Below are 16,699 nucleotides of genomic sequence, written 5' to 3'. Positions count from 1 at the left end.
CGCTCCCCCGGTTGGTCCCGGCGCTCCAACATGCCCTTGCAGAAACTCCTCGACGCCGCAGCGCGCGCGGGCGCTTCGGCCACCGCGCTTCTCCTGGCGGCCGCCTGCGGCGGCGGGAGCAGCTCGGGCCTGGACCACGTCCTTCCGCTAACAGCGCCGCCCGTTCCGGCCGTTCCGGTCGTTCCGGTCGTGGCGCCTGTGGTCCCCTCACCCGCGCCGAGCCCTGGCCTCCCGGTCACCTTCCAGGCCGCCGAGACCGTGCTGGGACAACCGAACCCCGATATCGACGAAGCCAACCAGGGGCAGCCCCAACCGGGTTCGCACACCATGTTCTTCCCGGTGGGCCTGGCGCTCACGCCCACCGGCGGCCTGCTCGTCACCGACGCCGGCAACCACCGGGTCCTGTTGTTCGATTCGGTCCCCACGACGACCGGCGCGAGCGCCGTCGAAGTGCTCGGCCAGCCGGGCTTCGAGACCGCCGGCCGCTCGCTGTCCCGGAGCGGCCTCAACCAGCCGTCCGGCGTGGCCGTTCGCGACGGCAGGATGGTCGTGGCGGACCCGCTCGCCCACCGGGTGCTGGTCTACGACCGCATCCCCGGGCCCGGCGCCGAGATGCCGGAGCCGGTCGCGGTCATCGGCCAGCCGGGTTTCGAATCAGGCGATCCGGCCTGCACGCGCGCGGGACTCGCCTTCCCCTCCTCGGTGTTCATCACCCGCACCGGCCAGCTGATCGTGGCCGATGCCTGGAACCATCGCGTGCTGGTGTGGGACGCCGTCCCGGCCACCCAGGAAGCCGTTGGTCCGCCGACCCAGGTCGTGGGCCAGCGGTTGTTGAACAGCTGCATCCGCAACGACGACGACGAGAGTGGCCAGGAGGACTTCGACCCTCGGACGGGCCTGAGCGTCGCCAGTGCGAGGACCCTGCGATTTCCGTCCGGCGTGTGGAGCGACGGTATCCGGCTGGTGGTGGCCGACACCGCGAACCACCGCGTCCTGGTCTGAAACACGTTTCCGACAAGCGACTTCGCACCGGCCGACATTGTGCTGGGCCATTCCGACATCACGGCGACCACGCCCAACGACAACAACGTGCTGCCGAAGGCGCAGACGCTGTTCGGCCCGCAGGACATCGACTCCGACGGCACCAGCCTGGTGGTGGCGGACACGGCCAACAACCGGGTGCTGGTCTGGAAGACTTTTCCGGATCGAGATTTCCAGCCGGCCGACATCGTGCTCGGGCATCCGGGGTTCGAGCAGCGCGTGCCCAACGACCAGGCTGGTGACGGCACCTCCGATGGGCCCACAGCCAAGACTTTCGACCGGCCGCTCAAGGTGCTGCTGACGCCGGACGCCTTGCTCGTGTCCGATTCCTTCCACAACCGGGTGCTGGTGTTCAGGCGCTAGTTCGCCCGAGTGCCGCGCTATTGCGCCACTTGCCGGGCCGCGTCCACCTCCGCCTTGGGCGGCACGTGAACGGCTGCCACCGGCTCGCCGTCCGCGACGAAGAACGGCGTCTTGCGATAGCTGCCCGTCAGGCGCGCCGCCGACAGGCGCAGCACCATCGCCCCGAACCGCGCCATCATGCCGGGCCCGCCGCGATGCGGCGCCGACCCGAGCGCCGACTTGGTGTTGATGTCCATCTGCACCGGCACGAAGTCGGGCTCGAGCGGCCGCGACTGCGCCAGGCAGGTGTGCACGAGGCCGACGTACGGCAGCTTCCATTGCCGCGGCGTGTTGGCGATCGGCGTGCGGCAGCAGCTCGCGTACCAGCGCAGCAGGCCGCGGGGCGACAGCGACATGCACGCCAGCGACGACGCCCCGGCCGTCAGGCGCACGTGGCGCGCGTGCGTGGCCACGATGTCGGTGCCGCCCAGCGGGTCGAGCACGTAGTCGGGTTGGCCGAGCCAGTGCGCGTAGGCGCGGCAATCCCGGCAGTAGCACACCGCGCGCATCGCGCGGCGCGGCTCGTCCACCTCGCCCCGCAGCGTGCCGCAGCGGCACTGGAACGGGTGGACGGCCATGTCAGCCGGCGAGCTTGCGCCGCAGCAGCTCGTTGACCTGCTGCGGGTTGGCCTTGCCCTTGGTGGCCTTCATCGCCTGGCCCACCAGGGCATTGAAGGCCTTGTCCTTGCCGGCCTTGAACTGCGCGACGTTGTCGGGGTTGGCGGCGAGGATCTCGTCGAGGATCTTCTCCAGCTCGCCGGTGTCGCTCATCTGCCTGAGGCCCCTGGCCTCGATGACGGCGTCGACGTCGTTGCCCTCGCCGCTCCACAGCGCCTCGAACACCTGCCGGCCGGCGTTGTTGGAGATGGTGCCGTCGGCGATGCGGCCGACCAGCGCGGCCAGCGTGGCGGCGGCCACCGGCGCCTGCTCGATGCCGATTTCCTGCGCGTTCAGTCGGCGCGACGCCTCGCCCATCACCCAGTTGCTGGCCAGCTTGGGCTGGCCGCAGGCCTTGGCCGCCGTTTCAAAATAGGCGGCCATCGCGGGGCTCTGAGTCAGCGTGGTCGCGTCGTACTCGGGCAGGCCGTACTGCTGCACGAAGCGCTCGGCCATCGCCCGAGGCAGCTCGGGCATGGTCTGCCGCACGCGCTCCACCCACTCCTGCGCCACCACCAGCGGCGGCAGGTCGGGATCGGGGAAGTAGCGGTAATCCGCCGCGTCTTCCTTGGTGCGCATGGCGCGCGTCTCGCCGGTGTCGGGATCGAACAGCACGGTGGCCTGCTCGATGGCGCGGCCGTCCTCCAGCTCGCCGATCTGCCAGCGGATCTCGTAGTCGATCGCCTGCTGCATGAAGCGGAAGCTGTTCAGGTTCTTGATCTCGCGGCGCGTGCCCAGCGGCTGGCCGGGGCGGCGGATCGACACGTTGGCGTCGCAGCGGAAGCTGCCTTCCTGCATGTTGCCGTCGCAGATGCCGATCCAGGTGACGATCTTGTGCAGTTCCTTGGCATACGCGACCGCTTCGTCGGTGGAGCGCATGTCCGGCTCGGTGACGATCTCCAGCAGCGGCGTGCCCGCGCGGTTCAGGTCGATGCCCGACTGGCCGACGAAGTCCTCGTGCAGCGACTTGCCCGCGTCCTCCTCGAGGTGGGCGCGCACCAGACGCACGGACCTCTTCTCGTCGCCCAGGTAGAACGCCACGTCGCCACCCTGCACCACCGGGATCTCGTACTGGCTGATCTGGTAGCCCTTGGGCAGGTCGGGATAGAAGTAGTTCTTGCGCGCGAAGATGCTGCGCGGCGCGATCTTCGCGCCCACGGCCAGGCCGAAGGCGATGGCGCGCTCCACCGCGCCCTTGTTCATCACCGGCAGCGTGCCGGGCAGGGCCAGGTCGACGGCGCTGGCCTGCGTGTTGGGCTCGGCGCCGAATCCGGTGGGCGCGCGGCTGAAGATCTTGGAATGCGTGGAGAGCTGGGCGTGCGTCTCGAAGCCGATCACGACTTCCCAGCCCTGGACCAAGTTGGCGCTCATGTCAGACGCCCTCCGGCTTGCGCAGGTGGAAATCGGTCGCCTGCTGGAAGCGGTGGGCCGCGTTGAGCAGGCGCCCCTCCTGGAAGTAGTTGCCGATCAACTGCAGCCCCACCGGCATGCCGCCTTCGCCGAAGCCGACGGGCAGGCTCATGCCCGGCAGGCCAGCGAGCGAGCCGGGCAGCGTGAAGATGTCGGCCAGGTAGTCGGCCAGCGGGTCGTTGCCGTGCTCGCCCAGCTTCCAGGCCACGGTGGGTGCGGCCGGGCCGGCGATCACGTCGCACTGCTTGAACGCCTGCTGGAAGTCGTCGGCGATCATGCGGCGGATCTTCTGCGCCTGAAGGTAGTAGGCATCGTAGTAGCCGTGCGACAGCACGTAGGTGCCGATCATGATGCGGCGCTTGACCTCGTCGCCGAAGCCCTCGGCGCGCGTCTTCTTGTACATGTCGACCAGGTCGGTGTACTGCTTCGCGCGGTGCCCGAACTTCACGCCGTCGAAGCGCGAGAGGTTGGACGAGGCCTCGGCCGGCGCGATGATGTAGTAGACCGGGATCGACAGCTCGGTGCGCGGCAGCGAGATCTCCACCCGGCGCGCACCCAGCTTCTCGTACTGCTGCAGCGCCGCTTCGATGGCCGCGCGCACGTCGGGCGCCAGGCCTTCGCCGAAGAACTCCCTGGGCACGCCGATGCGCAGCCCCTCCAGCGAGGCGCCCAGCGCCTTCGAGTAGTCCTCGGCCGGCACGTCCAGCGACGTGGAGTCGCGGTCCGGGTCCGGGCCGCACAGGGCCGACAGCAGCAGCGCGCAGTCTTCCGCGCTGCGCGCCATCGGGCCGGCCTGGTCCAGGCTGGAGGCGAAGGCGATCATCCCGTAGCGGGAGGCCCGGCCGTAGGTCGGCTTGATGCCGGTGATGCCGCAGAACGAGGCGGGCTGGCGGATCGAGCCGCCGGTGTCGGTGCCGGTCACGGCCGGCGCCAGCCGCGCCGCCACGGCCACCGCGCTGCCGCCGGAGGAGCCGCCGGGGATGCGGGTGGGGTCCCACGGGTTCTTCACGGGGTGGAAGGCCGAGTTCTCGTTGGACGAGCCCATGGCGAACTCATCGCAATTGAGCTTGCCCAGGGTCACGGCGCCGGCTTCCGCCAGCTTGCGCACCACGGTGGCGTCGAAGGGCGAGCGGTAGCCCTGAAGCATCTTCGAGCCGGCGGTGCTGGCGAAATCGCGCGTGACGAAGATGTCCTTGTGGGCGATCGGCACGCCCAGCAGGGGCGCCGTGTCGCCGCGGGCGATGCGCTCGTCGGCGGCGCGGGCCTGGGCCAGCGTCACGCCCTCGTCGCGTGCGAGATACGCGCCCAGGTCCTGGTGCGCGTCGGCGCGGGCCAGGAAATGCTTCGCCACTTCGACGGCGGAAACGTCCCGGGTCTTCAGTTGCCGCGCGAGGTCGGCGACGGAGAGGTCGTGCAGCGCCGCCATCACTCGATCACCTTGGGCACGAGGAACAGGCCGCGTTCGACCGCGGGGGCGCTGCGCTGGTTGTCGTCCCGCGCGTTGGGCTCGCTCGCCGCGTCCTCGCGCAGCCGCAGCTGCACCTCCTGCACCGTTGCCAGCGGGTGCGGCAGCGGCTCGATCCCCGTGGTGTCCACAGACCGCATCGCCTCCACGATGGAGAAGAAACCGTTGATCTGCGTCAGCATGCGCTCGCTCTCCTGCGGCTGCAGTTCCAGCCGCGCCAGGTGCTGCAGGCGGCGGATGTCTTCGGGGGTCAGGGCCATGGTGGGAATCGGCGGGAAACGGAATGTAAGCGCGACGGACGGGCTGCCGGCACGGTCGAGTTATTCACAGGGGATCAGGTATTATCCGCGCTGCAGTGCACGGCCCCTCTTGGGGCCGCTTTCACAGAAGAACCAAGAGGACACCCCCCCATGTTCGGAGCGTTTCGTCGGTACCTGTCGACCGACCTGGCCATTGACCTGGGCACCGCCAACACACTCATCTTCGTGCGGGACAAGGGCATCGTTCTGGACGAACCGTCCGTGGTCGCCATCCGGCACGAAGGCGGCCCGCAGGGCAAGAAGACCATCCAGGCCGTGGGCCACGAGGCCAAGGCCATGCTGGGCAAGGTGCCGGGCAACATCGAGGCGATCCGCCCGATGAAGGACGGCGTCATCGCCGACTTCACCGTCACCGAGCAGATGCTCAAGCAGTTCATCAAGATGGTCCACCCGCGGTCCGTCCTGAAGCCCAGCCCCCGCATCATCATCTGCGTTCCCTGCGGCTCCACCCAGGTCGAGCGCCGCGCCATCCGCGAGTCGGCGCTGGGCGCCGGCGCCAGCGAGGTCTACCTGATCGAGGAACCCATGGCCGCCGCCATCGGCGCCGGCCTGCCGGTGTCCGAGGCCAGCGGCTCCATGGTGGTCGACATCGGCGGCGGCACCACCGAGGTGGGCGTCATCTCGCTGGGCGGCATGGTCTACAAGGGCAGCGTGCGCGTCGGCGGCGACAAGTTCGACGAGGCCATCATCAGCTACATCCGCCGCAACTACGGCATGCTGATCGGCGAGCCCACCGCCGAGGCGATCAAGAAGACCATCGGTTCGGCCTTCCCGGGCAGCGAGGTCAAGGAGATCGAGGTCAAGGGCCGCAACCTCTCCGAAGGGGTGCCGCGCTCGTTCACCATCTCCTCCAACGAGATCCTGGAAGCCCTCACCGATCCGCTGAACAACATCGTCTCGGCGGTGAAGAACGCGCTGGAGAGCACCCCGCCCGAGCTGGGCGCGGACATCGCCGAGCGCGGGATGATGCTCACCGGCGGCGGCGCGCTGCTGCGCGACCTCGACCGCCTGCTGGCCGAGGAAACCGGCCTGCCCGTGCTGGTGGCCGAGGACCCGCTGACCTGCGTGGTGCGCGGCTGCGGCATCGCACTCGAGCGCATGGAGCGCCTGGGCAGCATCTTCACCTCCGAGTAGTTTCCCCCGGAAGACAGCGATGCCGCTCGGTACGCTGGACAGGTCCCCACCGCCCTTCTTCAAGCAGGGGCCGTCGGCGCTGTCCAAGCTGATGGTGTTCAGCGCCCTGGCGCTTTTCCTGATGGTGGCGGACACGCGCTTTCGCATCACGCAACCGCTGCGCGCGGCCGTGGGCACCGTCCTGTTCCCCCTGCAGTGGGCCATCATGCGGCCGGTGCTGGCGCTGCGCCAGGGCGGCGAATACTTCGAGGCGCTGCGCGACGCGCAGGTGCTGGAGGCCGCCGCCCGCAAGAAGCTGGCGCAGCAGTCGCTGCGCGCCAACCAGGTCGAGCAGCTCGAACTGGAGAACGACCGGCTGCGCAAGCTGCTCGCCCTGCGCGATCGCATCACCACCCCAGGCCAGGCGGCCGAGGTGCTGTACGACGCGGCCGACCCCTACACCCGCAAGGTGATCATCGACAAGGGCCTGGCCCAGGGCATCGTGGAAGGCTCGCCGGTGATCGACGAATCCGGCGTGCTGGGCCAGGTCACCCGCGTCCACCCGCTGATCAGCGAGGTGACCCTCATCACCGACCGCGACCACGCCATCCCGGTGCTGAACGCCCGCACGGGCGCCCGCAGCGTGGCCTACGGCGACCCGGGCGGCTCGCACGCCGGCGCGCTGGAGCTGCGCTTCATGGCCGGCAACGCCGACGTGCAGGCCGGCGACCTGCTCACCACCAGCGGCGTGGACGGCATCTACCCGGCCGGCCTGCCTGTGGCCAAGGTCGACAAGGTCGAGCGCCGCGCCGATTCCGCCTTCGCCCGCATCTACTGCACGCCCCAGGCGGCGGTGGACGGCGCCCGCCACGTGATGGTGATCAAGCCGATCGGCGCCCAGATCCCGGCCCGGCCCGCCGAGGCGCCGGCCGTGGTGCCCAAGGGAGCGAAGAAATGAGCGTCGACGGGCCGCCCCTAGACGCGAAGGCCCCCTCGGGGGGCAGCGCAGTACACGGAGTGACAAGCGGGGGGGCACTGAAATGATCATGCGGCCGGGCCAGCAGCTGTTGCTGCCGGCGAACCCGCTCTTCATCTGGGCCAGCCTGCTGCTGGCCATGGTGGTGAACATGCTGCCGCTGGGGCGCACGCCCTGGATGCCGGACCTGCTGGCCCTGGTGCTGGTGTTCTGGAACGTGCACCAGCCGCTGCGGGTGGGCATCGGCGCAGCGTTCGTGTTCGGCATCGCGATGGACGTCCACCAGGCGTCGCTGCTCGGGCAGCACGCCCTGGCGTACACCGCGTTGTCCTATTTCGCGATCACCATGCACCGGCGGCTGCTCTGGTTCACCGTGCCTTCGCAGGCCGTCCAGGTGCTGCCCCTGTTCCTGGCCGCCCATGCGATCGAGCTGGTGATCCGCATGATCGCCGGCGGGGTGTTCCCCGGCTTCTCCATCGTGCTCGCCCCCGTGATCGAATCCCTGCTTTGGCCGGTGGTCAGCATCCTCCTGCTGGCGCCCCAGCGCAGGGCGCCGGATCCGGATGAAAATCGGCCACTCTGAGGGGCTAGGGACTAGGGGCTAGGGACTAGGGAACAGCCGGTCCTTGCCTCCCGAACCCTAGCCCCTAGTCCCCAGCCCCTAGCCCCTGCGAGCGCCAGCGAGCCCCATGACCGAACTCAGGAACGTCGAAGCCGATCTCTCGCGCTTTCGCACGCGGGTGCTGGCGGCCAGCCTGGCGGTGCTGGCGTGCTTCCTCCTGCTGGCCCTGCGGCTGGCCTACCTGCAGGTGGTGCGGCACGACGAGCTGGACGAGCAGGCCGAGTCCAACCGCACGGCCATCGTGCCCATCGTTCCCAACCGCGGCCTGATCCTCGACCGCAATGGCGTGGTGCTGGCCACCAACTACTCGGCCTACACGCTGGAGATCACGCCCTCGCGCCTGGCCCACACCCTGGAGCGCACCATCGACGACCTGGCCCAGGTGGTCGAGATCCAGGCGCGCGACCGCCGCCGCTTCAAGAAGCTGCTGGAGGAGTCCAAGAGCTTCGAGTCGCTGCCGATCCGCACCAAGCTCACCGACGAGGAAGTCGCGCGCTTCGCGGCGCAGCGTTTCCGCTTCCCCGGCGTGGAGATCAAGGCCCGCCTGTTCCGCAACTACCCCTACGGCGAACTCGCCAGCCACGTGATCGGCTACATCGGCCGCATCAACCAGGCCGAGAAGAAGCAGATGGAGGAGTGGGACGAGGAGGACCAGGCCAACTACCGCGGCACCGAGTACATCGGCAAGCTGGGCGTGGAGCAGAGCCTGGAAAAGCAGCTGCACGGCCTGACGGGCGTCGAGCAGGTGGAGACGTCCGCCGGCGGCCGGGCGGTGCGCAAGCTGGCCAGCAAGCCGGCCACGCCGGGCAACACCGTGATGCTGTCCATCGACATCCGCATGCAGAAGATGGTCGAGGACATGTACGGCGACCGGCGCGGCGCGCTGGTGGCGCTGGACCCCAAGACCGGCGAGGTGCTGGCCTTCGTGTCCAAGCCCACCTTCGACCCGGGCCTGTTCGTCGACGGCATCGACTCGGAGAACTGGCAGGCGCTGAACGAATCGATCGAGAAGCCCCTGCTCAACCGGGCCCTGCGCGGCACCTACCCGCCCGGCTCCACCTACAAGCCCTTCATGGCCCTGGCCGCGCTGACCACCGGCAAGCGCAGCGCCACGCAGGTGGTCATGGACGGCGGCTCCTGGTCCTTCGGCGGCCACGTGTTCCGCAGCCACGGCGACCACGGCCTGGGCGCAGTCGACATGCACACCAGCATCGTCAAGTCGAGCAACGTCTACTACTACTCGCTGGCCAACGAGATGGGCGTGGACCTGATGCACGACTTCATGAAGCCGCTGGGCTTCGGCCAGCTCACGGGCATCGACATCTTCGGCGAGGTGCGCGGCGTGCTGCCCAGCCAGGAGTGGAAGCGCAACTACTACCGCCGCCCCGAGCAGAAGAAGTGGTACGCGGGCGAGACCATCTCGCTGGGCATCGGCCAGGGCTACAACAGCTTCACCATGCTGCAGCTGGCCCAGGCCACGGCCACCGTGGTCAACAACGGCGTCAAGCACAAGCCCCGCCTGGTGATCGCCACCCAGGACCCGATGACGCGCGAGCAGACGCTGGTGCCCGCCCAGCCGCCCGAGGACCTGGGCTACAAGCCCGAGCACGTGGCCGTGATCCGCAAGGCCATGGTCGGCGTCACGCAGGGCGGCACGTCCACCCGCGTGTTCGCGGGCGCGGGGTACCTCTCCGGCGGCAAGACCGGCACGGCGCAGGCGGTGACGATCGGCCAGAAGGAAAAGTACAACGCGTCCAAGCTGGAAGAGCACCAGCGCGACCACTCGCTCTACATCGCGTTCGCACCGGCCGACGATCCCAAGATCGCGCTGGCGGCGGTGGTGGAGAACTCGGGCTTCGGCGCGGCGGCCGCGGCGCCGATCGCGCGCCGGGTGTTCGACTACTGGCTGATGGGCCTGTACCCGACCGACGAGGACATGGCCGCCGTGCGCAAGGGCCAGGCCGCCGCCCCGGTGGGCAAGCCGCGCCCCGCGGCCGAAGTGGGCTGGCCGCCCGCGGGATCGGGCGGGGCGGCATCGCCGATGCCGGCCGCGTCGGCCGCCTCGGTGGCGGCGACTCCGGCGGCCACCCCGGCGTCGGCGCCGGTCGCGCAGCCCAAGCCCGCATCGGCACCGGCACGCGCCATCGCGTCGATCCCCGCGGCCAGCGCCCTGCCCGTCAACGCGCGGGCCAACTAGGCCCGCTCGCGCCTCGAAGCCGCGGGTCCGCTGGAAGGCCCGTCCGGCGAAACGGCGGATCCCGCCGCCGCCAGCAACCAGTCGCCCACCGCCTGCGGCATGCACAGCACATGCGACGGCCAGCGGCCGCACGGAAAGCCGACGTGGCCGCCCTGCGCCGGCTGCCACAGCGTCACCCAGTCGCCGACCTCGCCCGGCCCCGGCAGGCTGCCCGCGGGCACGAAGGGATCGTTGCGGGCGTTGAGCACCAGCGCCGGCAGGCGGATGCGCGGCAGGTGCGGCTTGGCCGAGGCGCGCGCGTAGTAGTCGTCGCTGCCGCGAAAGCCGTGCAGGGGCGCGGTGAACACGTTGTCGAACTCGTACAGGTCGCGCGCGGCGAGCAGGGCCTCGCGGTCGAACAGTCCGGGATGCTGCGAGAGCTTGAGCAGCGCCTTGGGCCGCATGCTGCGCAGGAACATCGTGGTGTAGACCAGGCGGTTGAAACCGCGCCCGATGGCGGCGCCGCCCGCGGCCAGGTCGATCGGCGAGCACACGGCCGCGACCGCGTCGGCCAGCCCGACCGCCGCGTGCCCCGCCTCGCCCGCCCAGCGCAGCAGCGCGTTGCCGCCCAGCGAGATGCCGACCGCGACCAGGGGGCCGCGGTGCGCCTCGCGCAGGCGCGTGAGGATCCACTGCACCTCCTGGTGGTCGCCCGAGTGGTAGGCGCGCGGACCCAGGTTGATCTCGCCGCTGCAGCCCCGGAAGTGCGGCACCACGTAATGCACCCCGCGCTCGCGCGCGTAGCCGGCGAAGGCCTCGGCGTAGTGGCTGCGGGACGAGCCTTCCAGGCCGTGGAACAGCACGAGCAGCGGCGCGCCTTCGGCCGCGGGCGCGGTGGACCAGTCCAGGTCGACGAAGTCGCCATCGGGCGTGGTCCAGCGCTCGCGCCGGTAGGAAGGCGGCGCGCCCGAAGTGCGTCGCGCGAAAAGCGCGGGCCAGATGCTCTGAAGGTTGCCGCCCGGCAGCCACCAGGGCGCGGAGTAGTCGAAGCCTGCGGCCTGCGTGGCGGCCGGCGGGGACGGCAGCGCCGCCGACATCAGTGCAGCACCGACGGCGTGTCCGAGACTTCCTGGATCTCGCTGGGCGTGCCGGGGCTGGCGTGGTGGGCCACCATGCGCCAGCCCTGCGCGGTCTTGTGGTAGATGTTGGTGGCGATCACCCAGGCCTGGCGCGGCCCCTGCGGCGTGATCACCTCGACCTTCTCGAGCAGGTTGTGCACGCTGCTGGCCACCGACTCCACCTTGCGCACGCGCTCGGGCCAGGCGCGGATGCTGCCGTTGGCGAACATGGCCTCGAAGGTGGCGCGGATGGCCACCGGGCCCACCACCCGCGGGCCGCCCGGGTGGATGCAGACGATCTCGTCCTCGTCGGCCCAGCAGGCCATGAGCTTCTCGATGTCGGCGTTCTGCAGGGCGTCGTAGAACGCCGCCTCCACTTCGTCGGCGTTGCCTTCGAGGTTGGCGGCCTGGAGCTTGGACTTTCGCATCGGGGGATTTTCGCGGAATCAGGCGCCCAGCCACTGGCGCACGGCCATTCGCAGGTCGCCCTGGGCGGCGCGCCACACGGTCTCGGGCGCGGCCACGTGGATGCCGGGCGGCGCCACCTGCAGCGCCGCGGCCACGAACTCGGCCACCTTGGCCGAGCGCACCGGCTGCTCGCTGCTGGGCACCATGTACTTGAAGATCGACAGCATCCAGTGCGCCAGGGCGACCAGCCAGTTGCCCGAGGCCACCGCGGCCGGCTTCTGCGCCGAGCGCACGATGAGCAGGCGCTCGAAGCCCTGGGCCGCCACCGCATGCTCGTCGAGGTTGGCCAGCCCTCGCTTGAGCGCCTCGGGCAGGCGGCCCTGCGCATGCGGGAGCACCACGGCCAGCGTGGTGACGCCGCTGCGGCGCATCCAGCCTGCGAGTGCGGGCAGCTGCTGCGGTACGGGCGTCCACAGTGCGCGCTCGCGGTCGTAGAAGAGGCGCGGCGGATCGAACAGGACGACGCCGGTGTCGGCCGCGCCGGGTGGCCACTGCGCCGGGTCGTCGCCGGGGACGACGGTGGTGCCGACCCCGCGCAGGCCCGCCGTGATCGGCTCGCGCGCCAGCACTTGCGTGGTGCCGAAGAGGCGCAGGCCGACCAGCCGCCGCAGCACCTCGTTGCCCAGCACGCCCGTCGCGCCGGCGATCACCAGGCGCGGGCGCACGGAAGAGTCCGCCGGTGCCCCGCGCGCGGCGGCCTGGAGGGCTTGAAGTGGCGCATCGCGCATCGCATCTATGCTACCGTCGCCCGACCTTCCCAGTGGAGCTTGCAGATGAAACGTTGGCTTGCCGTTATCGTTGCCGTCCTGGCGCTCACCGGCTGCGGCTACAACGACTTCCAGCGGCTGGACGAACAGACCAAGTCCGCCTGGAGCGAGGTGCTCAACCAGTACCAGCGCCGCGCCGACCTCGTGCCCAACCTGGTGGCCACGGTCAAGGGCGAGGCCAACTTCGAGCAGGAGACGCTCACGCGCGTGGTCGAGGCCCGCGCCAAGGCCACCTCTGTGCAGGTGACGCCCGAGACGCTCAACGACCCGCAGGCCTTCCAGCGCTTCCAGCAGGCGCAGGGGGAGCTGTCCAGTGCGCTCAGCCGGCTGCTGGTGGTGAGCGAACGCTACCCGGACCTCAAGGCCAACCAGGGCTTTCGCGACCTGCGCGTGCAGCTCGAAGGCACGGAGAACCGCATCACCGTCGCGCGCAACCGCTACATCCAGTCGGTGCAGGAGTACAACGTGCTGGCGCGCAGCTTCCCGACCAACCTGACGGCCATGGTCTTCAACTACGACCCCAAGGCCACGTTCACGGTCCAGAACGAAGCGGAGATCTCGGCACCGCCGCGGGTGGACTTCGGCACGCCGGCCGCGTCCACGCCCCGGGCGGCGCCCGCCGTGGCCCCGAGCACACCGGCCAGCGGCACCCCCAGCCGCTGATGCCACTGCGGCACGGCTGACCCGGGCGTGAAGCGGCTCGCCACCTTCCTGGCCTTCGCGCTGCTGTGGCTCGGCGGCGCCTGGGCGCAAGGCGTGCTGCCGGTGCCCGAGCTCACGGCCCGCGTGGTCGACCAGACCGGCACGCTGGACGACATCCAGCGCCAGGGACTGGAGCAGAAACTCGCAGCCGTCGAGCAGCGCAAGGGCACGCAGATCGCGGTCCTGCTGGTGCCCACCACCCAGCCCGAGGACATCGTCAGCTACGCCAACCGCGTGGCCAATGCCTGGAAGATCGGCCGGCGCGACGTCGGCGACGGCGTGCTGGTGGTCGTCGCCAAGAACGACCGGCGCGTGCGCATCGAGGTGGCCAAGACGCTGGAAGGCGCGATCCCCGACCTGGCGGCGCGGCAGATCATCGAGAACGCGGTCACGCCGCGCTTCCGCCAGGACGATTACGCGGGCGGCCTGCAAGGCGCGACCGACCAGCTCATCGCGCGCATCGAAGGCGAGGCATTGCCGCAGCCGAAGGCGCCGCGCAGCCCGGCCGCGTTCGAGGGCTTCGACTGGTTCGACCTGGCCATCTTCCTGTTCTTCGCCGTGCCGATCGCGGGCGGCATCCTGCGTGGCATCTTCGGCGGCAAGCTGGGCTCGCTGCTCACCGGGGGCGGCACCGGCGTGCTGGCGTTGCTGCTGACGTCCAGCGTGGTGATCGCGGCGATCGCCGGCTTCGTGGCCCTGCTGCTGTCGATGCTGTCGGGCGGGCTCGGGGGCATGGGCGGCCCGCGGCGGCGTTCGAATGGCGGCCATTGGGGCGGCCCCGTCATCGGCGGCGGCGGCTGGGGCGGTGGCGGGTCCGGCGGTTGGGGTGGCGGTGGCGGTGGCGGCGGCTTCAGCTCCGGCGGCGGTGGCGATTTCGGCGGCGGTGGCGCGTCGGGGGACTGGTGATGCTGCGCAGGTTGATGCGGATCCTCAAGCACCGGTGGGTCGATGAAGCCGACACGCGGCGCGCCATCCCGCCCGACCTGGTGGAGCGCCTCGCGGGCCGGGTCGCGGCCAGCGAGCGCCGCCACAGCGGCGAGGTGCGCATCTGCGTCGAGGCCGGGCTTCCGCTGAGCTACCTCTGGCGCGACGCCACGCCGCGAGAGCGCGCGATCGCCATGTTCAGCAAGCTGGGCGTGTGGGACACCGCGCAGAACAACGGCGTGCTGATCTACCTGCTGCTGGCCGAGCACGCCATCGAAGTCGTCGCCGACCGCGGGCTGGCGGCCAAGGTGGACCCGGGCGAGTGGCAGCGCATCGTGCAGCACATGGGCGCCGCCTTCCGGGCCGGCCGCTTCGAGGACGGGCTCACGCAGGCGCTGGAGGAGGTGTCGGCCCTGCTGGTCGCGCATTTCCCGCTGAGGCCGGACCAGCCCGATGCGAACGAGCTGCCGGACGAACCGGTGCTGGGCTAAGCCGCCAGTCCGTCGTCCCCGCGAAGGCGGGGACCCAGCACAGCGCGCCGACCCTGGTCGGAGAGGAAGCGGAAGCACTGGATCCCCGCCTCCGCGGGGATGACGGGGGCGGGCAAGAAAAAAGCCCCGCACTGGGCGGGGCTTGAGAGCGCGGGTTTTTAGCGCGTTCTTATTTCTTCTGCCGGTACTTGCGCAGAGCGGCAATCTGGGCGGCCATCACGGCGAGTTCGGACTGGGCCTTGGCGACGTCGATCTCGCTCTTCGCATTCCTGAGGGCTTCTTCGGCCGCGCGGCGCGACTCGTTGGCCTTTTCCTCGTCCAGGTCCTTGCCGCGGATGGCGGTGTCGGAGAGCACGGTCACGCGGTTGGGCTGCACCTCCAGGATGCCGCCGGCCACGAACACGAACTCCTCGCCGCCGTCGGCCTTCTCGATGCGCACCGAGCCGGGCCGCACGCGCGTGATCAGCGGCGTGTGGCGCGGGTAGATGCCGAGCTCGCCGGCCTCTCCGGGCAGCGCGACGAAGCGCGCCTCACCGGAGAAGATCGACTCCTCGGCGCTCACCACGTCAACGTGGATGGTGTGCGTGGTATCAACCATGGCTTAGGCCGCGATCTTCTTGGCCTTCTCGAAGGCCTCGTCGATGGTGCCGACCATGTAGAAGGCCTGCTCGGGCAGGTGGTCGCACTCGCCGGCCACGATCATCTTGAAGCCACGGATGGTCTCGGACAGCGGCACGTACTTGCCGGGCGAGCCGGTGAACACCTCGGCCACGTGGAAGGGCTGCGACAGGAAGCGCTGGATCTTGCGGGCGCGGGCCACGGCCAGCTTGTCTTCCGGCGCGAGTTCGTCCATGCCCAGGATGGCGATGATGTCGCGCAGTTCCTTGTAGCGCTGCAGGGTCGACTGCACGGCGCGCGTGGTCTCGTAATGGTCCTGGCCGACCACGTTCGGGTCGACCTGGCGGGACGTGGAGTCCAGCGGGTCCACGGCGGGGTAGATGCCCAGCGAAGCGATGTCGCGGGACAGCACCACGGTGGCGTCCAGGTGGGCGAAGGTGGTGGCGGGCGACGGGTCGGTCAGGTCGTCGGCGGGCACGTACACGGCCTGGATCGAGGTGATCGAGCCGACCTTGGTGGAGGTGATGCGCTCCTGCAGGCGGCCCATTTCCTCGGCCAGCGTCGGCTGGTAGCCCACAGCGGAAGGCATCCGGCCCAGCAGCGCGGACACTTCCGTGCCGGCCAGCGTGTAGCGGTAGATGTTGTCCACGAAGAACAGCACGTCGCGGCCTTCGTCGCGGAAAGACTCGGCGATGGTCAGGCCGGTCAGCGCCACGCGCAGGCGGTTGCCCGGGGGCTCGTTCATCTGGCCGTACACCATGGCCACTTTCGACTCGGCCAGGTTGTCCAGTTTCACGACGCCCGAATCGGCCATCTCGTGATAGAAGTCGTTGCCCTCGCGGGTGCGCTCACCCACGCCGGCGAACACCGACAGGCCCGAGTGCGCCTTGGCGATGTTGTTGATCAGCTCCATCATGTTCACGGTCTTGCCGACGCCGGCGCCGCCGAACAGGCCCACCTTGCCGCCCTTGGCGAAAGGGCAGATCAGGTCGATCACCTTGATGCCGGTCTCCAGCAGCTCCTGCGAGGGCGACAGCTCGTCGTACGCGGGGGCCTTGCGGTGGATGGCGGCCGTCAGGGCCTGGTCCACGGGACCGCGCTCGTCGATCGGGTTGCCCAGCACGTCCATGATGCGGCCGAGGGTGGCCTTGCCCACCGGCACCGTGATGGGCGCGCCGGTGTTGTAGACCAGGGAGCCGCGGCGCAGGCCGTCGGACGAGCCCAGCGCGATGGTGCGCACCACGCCGTCACCCAGCTGCTGCTGCACTTCCAGCGTCAGCGCCGTGCCTTCCATCTTCAGCGCGTCGTACACGCGCGGCATCGCTTCGCGCGGGAACTCGACGTCGACCACGGCGCCGATGCACTGAACGATTTTTCCCTGAACGCGTGCGTTCATTTGAGTGTTCTCTTGAGCCATTCGTTTGCTCCG

Annotated in this window: 18 protein-coding genes; 9 read left to right on the top strand and 9 right to left on the bottom strand. The window is 70.1% G+C overall.

What is annotated here, in order from left to right; all coding sequences use genetic code 11:
- Positions 1-36 precede the first annotated feature (36 nt).
- Both ASG30_RS05680 and ASG30_RS05675 read left to right on the top strand, forming a co-directional pair.
- The gene (locus tag ASG30_RS05680; protein WP_235579740.1) at positions 37-1,002 is read left to right on the top strand and encodes an NHL repeat-containing protein; all 966 of its coding nucleotides are present in this window, start codon (positions 37-39) and stop codon (positions 1,000-1,002) included.
- Between the two features lie 39 nt (positions 1,003-1,041).
- Entirely contained in the window at positions 1,042-1,404 is a 363-nt protein-coding gene (locus tag ASG30_RS05675; protein ID WP_055893891.1) for a hypothetical protein, read from the top strand.
- Between the two features lie 17 nt (positions 1,405-1,421).
- On the opposite strand, the gene ASG30_RS05670 is transcribed toward ASG30_RS05675, so the two are convergent.
- From ASG30_RS05670 to gatC, 4 genes are read right to left on the bottom strand one after another with little or no spacing between them, the layout of a single operon-like run.
- Positions 1,422-2,021, bottom strand: coding sequence for a DUF6151 family protein (locus tag ASG30_RS05670; protein WP_055893889.1), 600 nt, complete (start codon positions 2,019-2,021; stop codon positions 1,422-1,424).
- 1 nt (position 2,022) lies between these two features.
- Entirely contained in the window at positions 2,023-3,471 is a 1,449-nt protein-coding gene (gatB, locus tag ASG30_RS05665) for an Asp-tRNA(Asn)/Glu-tRNA(Gln) amidotransferase subunit GatB (protein WP_055893886.1), read from the bottom strand.
- Between the two features lies 1 nt (position 3,472).
- Complete coding sequence (gatA, locus tag ASG30_RS05660; protein ID WP_055893884.1) at positions 3,473-4,936, bottom strand: Asp-tRNA(Asn)/Glu-tRNA(Gln) amidotransferase subunit GatA; 1,464 nt, start codon at positions 4,934-4,936, stop codon at positions 3,473-3,475.
- On the bottom strand, positions 4,936-5,235 hold the full coding sequence (gene gatC / locus ASG30_RS05655; RefSeq protein WP_055893881.1) for an Asp-tRNA(Asn)/Glu-tRNA(Gln) amidotransferase subunit GatC: 300 nt from the start codon (positions 5,233-5,235) through the stop codon (positions 4,936-4,938). The genes gatA and gatC overlap by 1 nt, the downstream gene beginning before the upstream one ends.
- A 150-nt stretch (positions 5,236-5,385) precedes the next feature.
- Here gatC and ASG30_RS05650 point away from each other — a divergent pair, with 150 nt between their 5' ends.
- The 4 genes from ASG30_RS05650 (at position 5,386) to mrdA (ending at position 10,203) form a co-directional block, all read left to right on the top strand.
- Positions 5,386-6,429, top strand: coding sequence for a rod shape-determining protein (locus ASG30_RS05650; protein ID WP_055893880.1), 1,044 nt, complete (start codon positions 5,386-5,388; stop codon positions 6,427-6,429).
- A gap of 19 nt (positions 6,430-6,448) precedes the next feature.
- A complete protein-coding gene (gene mreC, locus ASG30_RS05645; protein WP_055893877.1) occupies positions 6,449-7,366 on the top strand; it encodes a rod shape-determining protein MreC in 918 nt (305 codons plus the stop codon).
- 82 nt (positions 7,367-7,448) lie between these two features.
- Positions 7,449-7,967: a rod shape-determining protein MreD gene (mreD, locus tag ASG30_RS05640; RefSeq protein ID WP_055893875.1), complete on the top strand. Its 519-nt coding sequence runs from the start codon at positions 7,449-7,451 to the stop codon at positions 7,965-7,967.
- Between the two features lie 106 nt (positions 7,968-8,073).
- Positions 8,074-10,203: a penicillin-binding protein 2 gene (gene mrdA / locus ASG30_RS05635; RefSeq protein WP_055893873.1), complete on the top strand. Its 2,130-nt coding sequence runs from the start codon at positions 8,074-8,076 to the stop codon at positions 10,201-10,203.
- On the opposite strand, the gene ASG30_RS05630 is transcribed toward mrdA, so the two are convergent.
- From ASG30_RS05630 to ASG30_RS05620, 3 genes are read right to left on the bottom strand one after another with little or no spacing between them, the layout of a single operon-like run.
- Positions 10,200-11,279: a YheT family hydrolase gene (locus tag ASG30_RS05630; protein WP_055893871.1), complete on the bottom strand. Its 1,080-nt coding sequence runs from the start codon at positions 11,277-11,279 to the stop codon at positions 10,200-10,202. The genes mrdA and ASG30_RS05630 overlap by 4 nt on opposite strands.
- A complete protein-coding gene (locus tag ASG30_RS05625) occupies positions 11,279-11,728 on the bottom strand; it encodes a YybH family protein (protein ID WP_055893868.1) in 450 nt (149 codons plus the stop codon). The genes ASG30_RS05630 and ASG30_RS05625 overlap by 1 nt, the downstream gene beginning before the upstream one ends.
- Before the next feature lie 18 nt (positions 11,729-11,746).
- Positions 11,747-12,496 carry a hypothetical protein gene (locus ASG30_RS05620; RefSeq protein WP_055893866.1) on the bottom strand — a complete coding sequence of 250 codons (750 nt, stop codon included), beginning with the start codon at positions 12,494-12,496 and terminating at the stop codon, positions 11,747-11,749.
- A gap of 45 nt (positions 12,497-12,541) precedes the next feature.
- On the opposite strand from ASG30_RS05620, the gene ASG30_RS05615 reads away from it, so the two are divergent.
- The 3 genes from ASG30_RS05615 to ASG30_RS05605 are packed head-to-tail and all read left to right on the top strand — an operon-like array spanning position 12,542 to position 14,652.
- On the top strand, positions 12,542-13,198 hold the full coding sequence (locus tag ASG30_RS05615; RefSeq protein WP_055893865.1) for a LemA family protein: 657 nt from the start codon (positions 12,542-12,544) through the stop codon (positions 13,196-13,198).
- A gap of 27 nt (positions 13,199-13,225) precedes the next feature.
- Entirely contained in the window at positions 13,226-14,143 is a 918-nt protein-coding gene (locus ASG30_RS05610) for a TPM domain-containing protein (RefSeq protein ID WP_055893863.1), read from the top strand.
- Positions 14,143-14,652, top strand: a complete 510-nt coding sequence (locus ASG30_RS05605) for a TPM domain-containing protein (protein ID WP_055893861.1) — start codon at positions 14,143-14,145, stop codon at positions 14,650-14,652. Before ASG30_RS05610 ends, ASG30_RS05605 begins: the two co-directional genes overlap by 1 nt.
- Before the next feature lie 169 nt (positions 14,653-14,821).
- Here the strand turns inward: ASG30_RS05605 and ASG30_RS05600 are convergent, their stop codons facing one another.
- Both ASG30_RS05600 and atpD read right to left on the bottom strand, forming a co-directional pair.
- Positions 14,822-15,250: a F0F1 ATP synthase subunit epsilon gene (locus ASG30_RS05600; RefSeq protein ID WP_055893859.1), complete on the bottom strand. Its 429-nt coding sequence runs from the start codon at positions 15,248-15,250 to the stop codon at positions 14,822-14,824.
- 3 nt (positions 15,251-15,253) lie between these two features.
- On the bottom strand, positions 15,254-16,687 hold the full coding sequence (gene atpD / locus ASG30_RS05595) for a F0F1 ATP synthase subunit beta (RefSeq protein ID WP_055893857.1): 1,434 nt from the start codon (positions 16,685-16,687) through the stop codon (positions 15,254-15,256).
- Positions 16,688-16,699: the final 12 nt, after the last annotated feature.

It is taken from the genome of Ramlibacter sp. Leaf400, assembly GCF_001424545.1.
Taxonomy (GTDB): domain Bacteria; phylum Pseudomonadota; class Gammaproteobacteria; order Burkholderiales; family Burkholderiaceae_C; genus Ramlibacter.
Note: the sequence above shows the minus strand (reverse complement) of the source record. Positions and strands in the feature narration are given on the sequence as shown.

Excerpts from the sequence above, each read along its gene's own strand:
- ASG30_RS05600 (WP_055893859.1), bottom strand. The coding sequence starts at position 15,250 with ATGGTTGATACCACGCACACCATCCACGTTGACGTGGTGAGCGCCGAG.
- gatA (WP_055893884.1), bottom strand. The coding sequence starts at position 4,936 with ATGGCGGCGCTGCACGACCTCTCCGTCGCCGACCTCGCGCGGCAACTG.
- ASG30_RS05620 (WP_055893866.1), bottom strand. The coding sequence starts at position 12,496 with ATGCGCGATGCGCCACTTCAAGCCCTCCAGGCCGCCGCGCGCGGGGCA.
- mreD (WP_055893875.1), top strand. The coding sequence starts at position 7,449 with ATGATCATGCGGCCGGGCCAGCAGCTGTTGCTGCCGGCGAACCCGCTC.
- atpD (WP_055893857.1), bottom strand. The coding sequence starts at position 16,687 with ATGGCTCAAGAGAACACTCAAATGAACGCACGCGTTCAGGGAAAAATC.
- ASG30_RS05625 (WP_055893868.1), bottom strand. The coding sequence starts at position 11,728 with ATGCGAAAGTCCAAGCTCCAGGCCGCCAACCTCGAAGGCAACGCCGAC.
- ASG30_RS05615 (WP_055893865.1), top strand. The coding sequence starts at position 12,542 with ATGAAACGTTGGCTTGCCGTTATCGTTGCCGTCCTGGCGCTCACCGGC.
- mrdA (WP_055893873.1), top strand. The coding sequence starts at position 8,074 with ATGACCGAACTCAGGAACGTCGAAGCCGATCTCTCGCGCTTTCGCACG.
- gatC (WP_055893881.1), bottom strand. The coding sequence starts at position 5,235 with ATGGCCCTGACCCCCGAAGACATCCGCCGCCTGCAGCACCTGGCGCGG.
- ASG30_RS05650 (WP_055893880.1), top strand. The coding sequence starts at position 5,386 with ATGTTCGGAGCGTTTCGTCGGTACCTGTCGACCGACCTGGCCATTGAC.
- gatB (WP_055893886.1), bottom strand. The coding sequence starts at position 3,471 with ATGAGCGCCAACTTGGTCCAGGGCTGGGAAGTCGTGATCGGCTTCGAG.
- ASG30_RS05670 (WP_055893889.1), bottom strand. The coding sequence starts at position 2,021 with ATGGCCGTCCACCCGTTCCAGTGCCGCTGCGGCACGCTGCGGGGCGAG.
- ASG30_RS05630 (WP_055893871.1), bottom strand. The coding sequence starts at position 11,279 with ATGTCGGCGGCGCTGCCGTCCCCGCCGGCCGCCACGCAGGCCGCAGGC.
- mreC (WP_055893877.1), top strand. The coding sequence starts at position 6,449 with ATGCCGCTCGGTACGCTGGACAGGTCCCCACCGCCCTTCTTCAAGCAG.
- ASG30_RS05605 (WP_055893861.1), top strand. The coding sequence starts at position 14,143 with ATGCTGCGCAGGTTGATGCGGATCCTCAAGCACCGGTGGGTCGATGAA.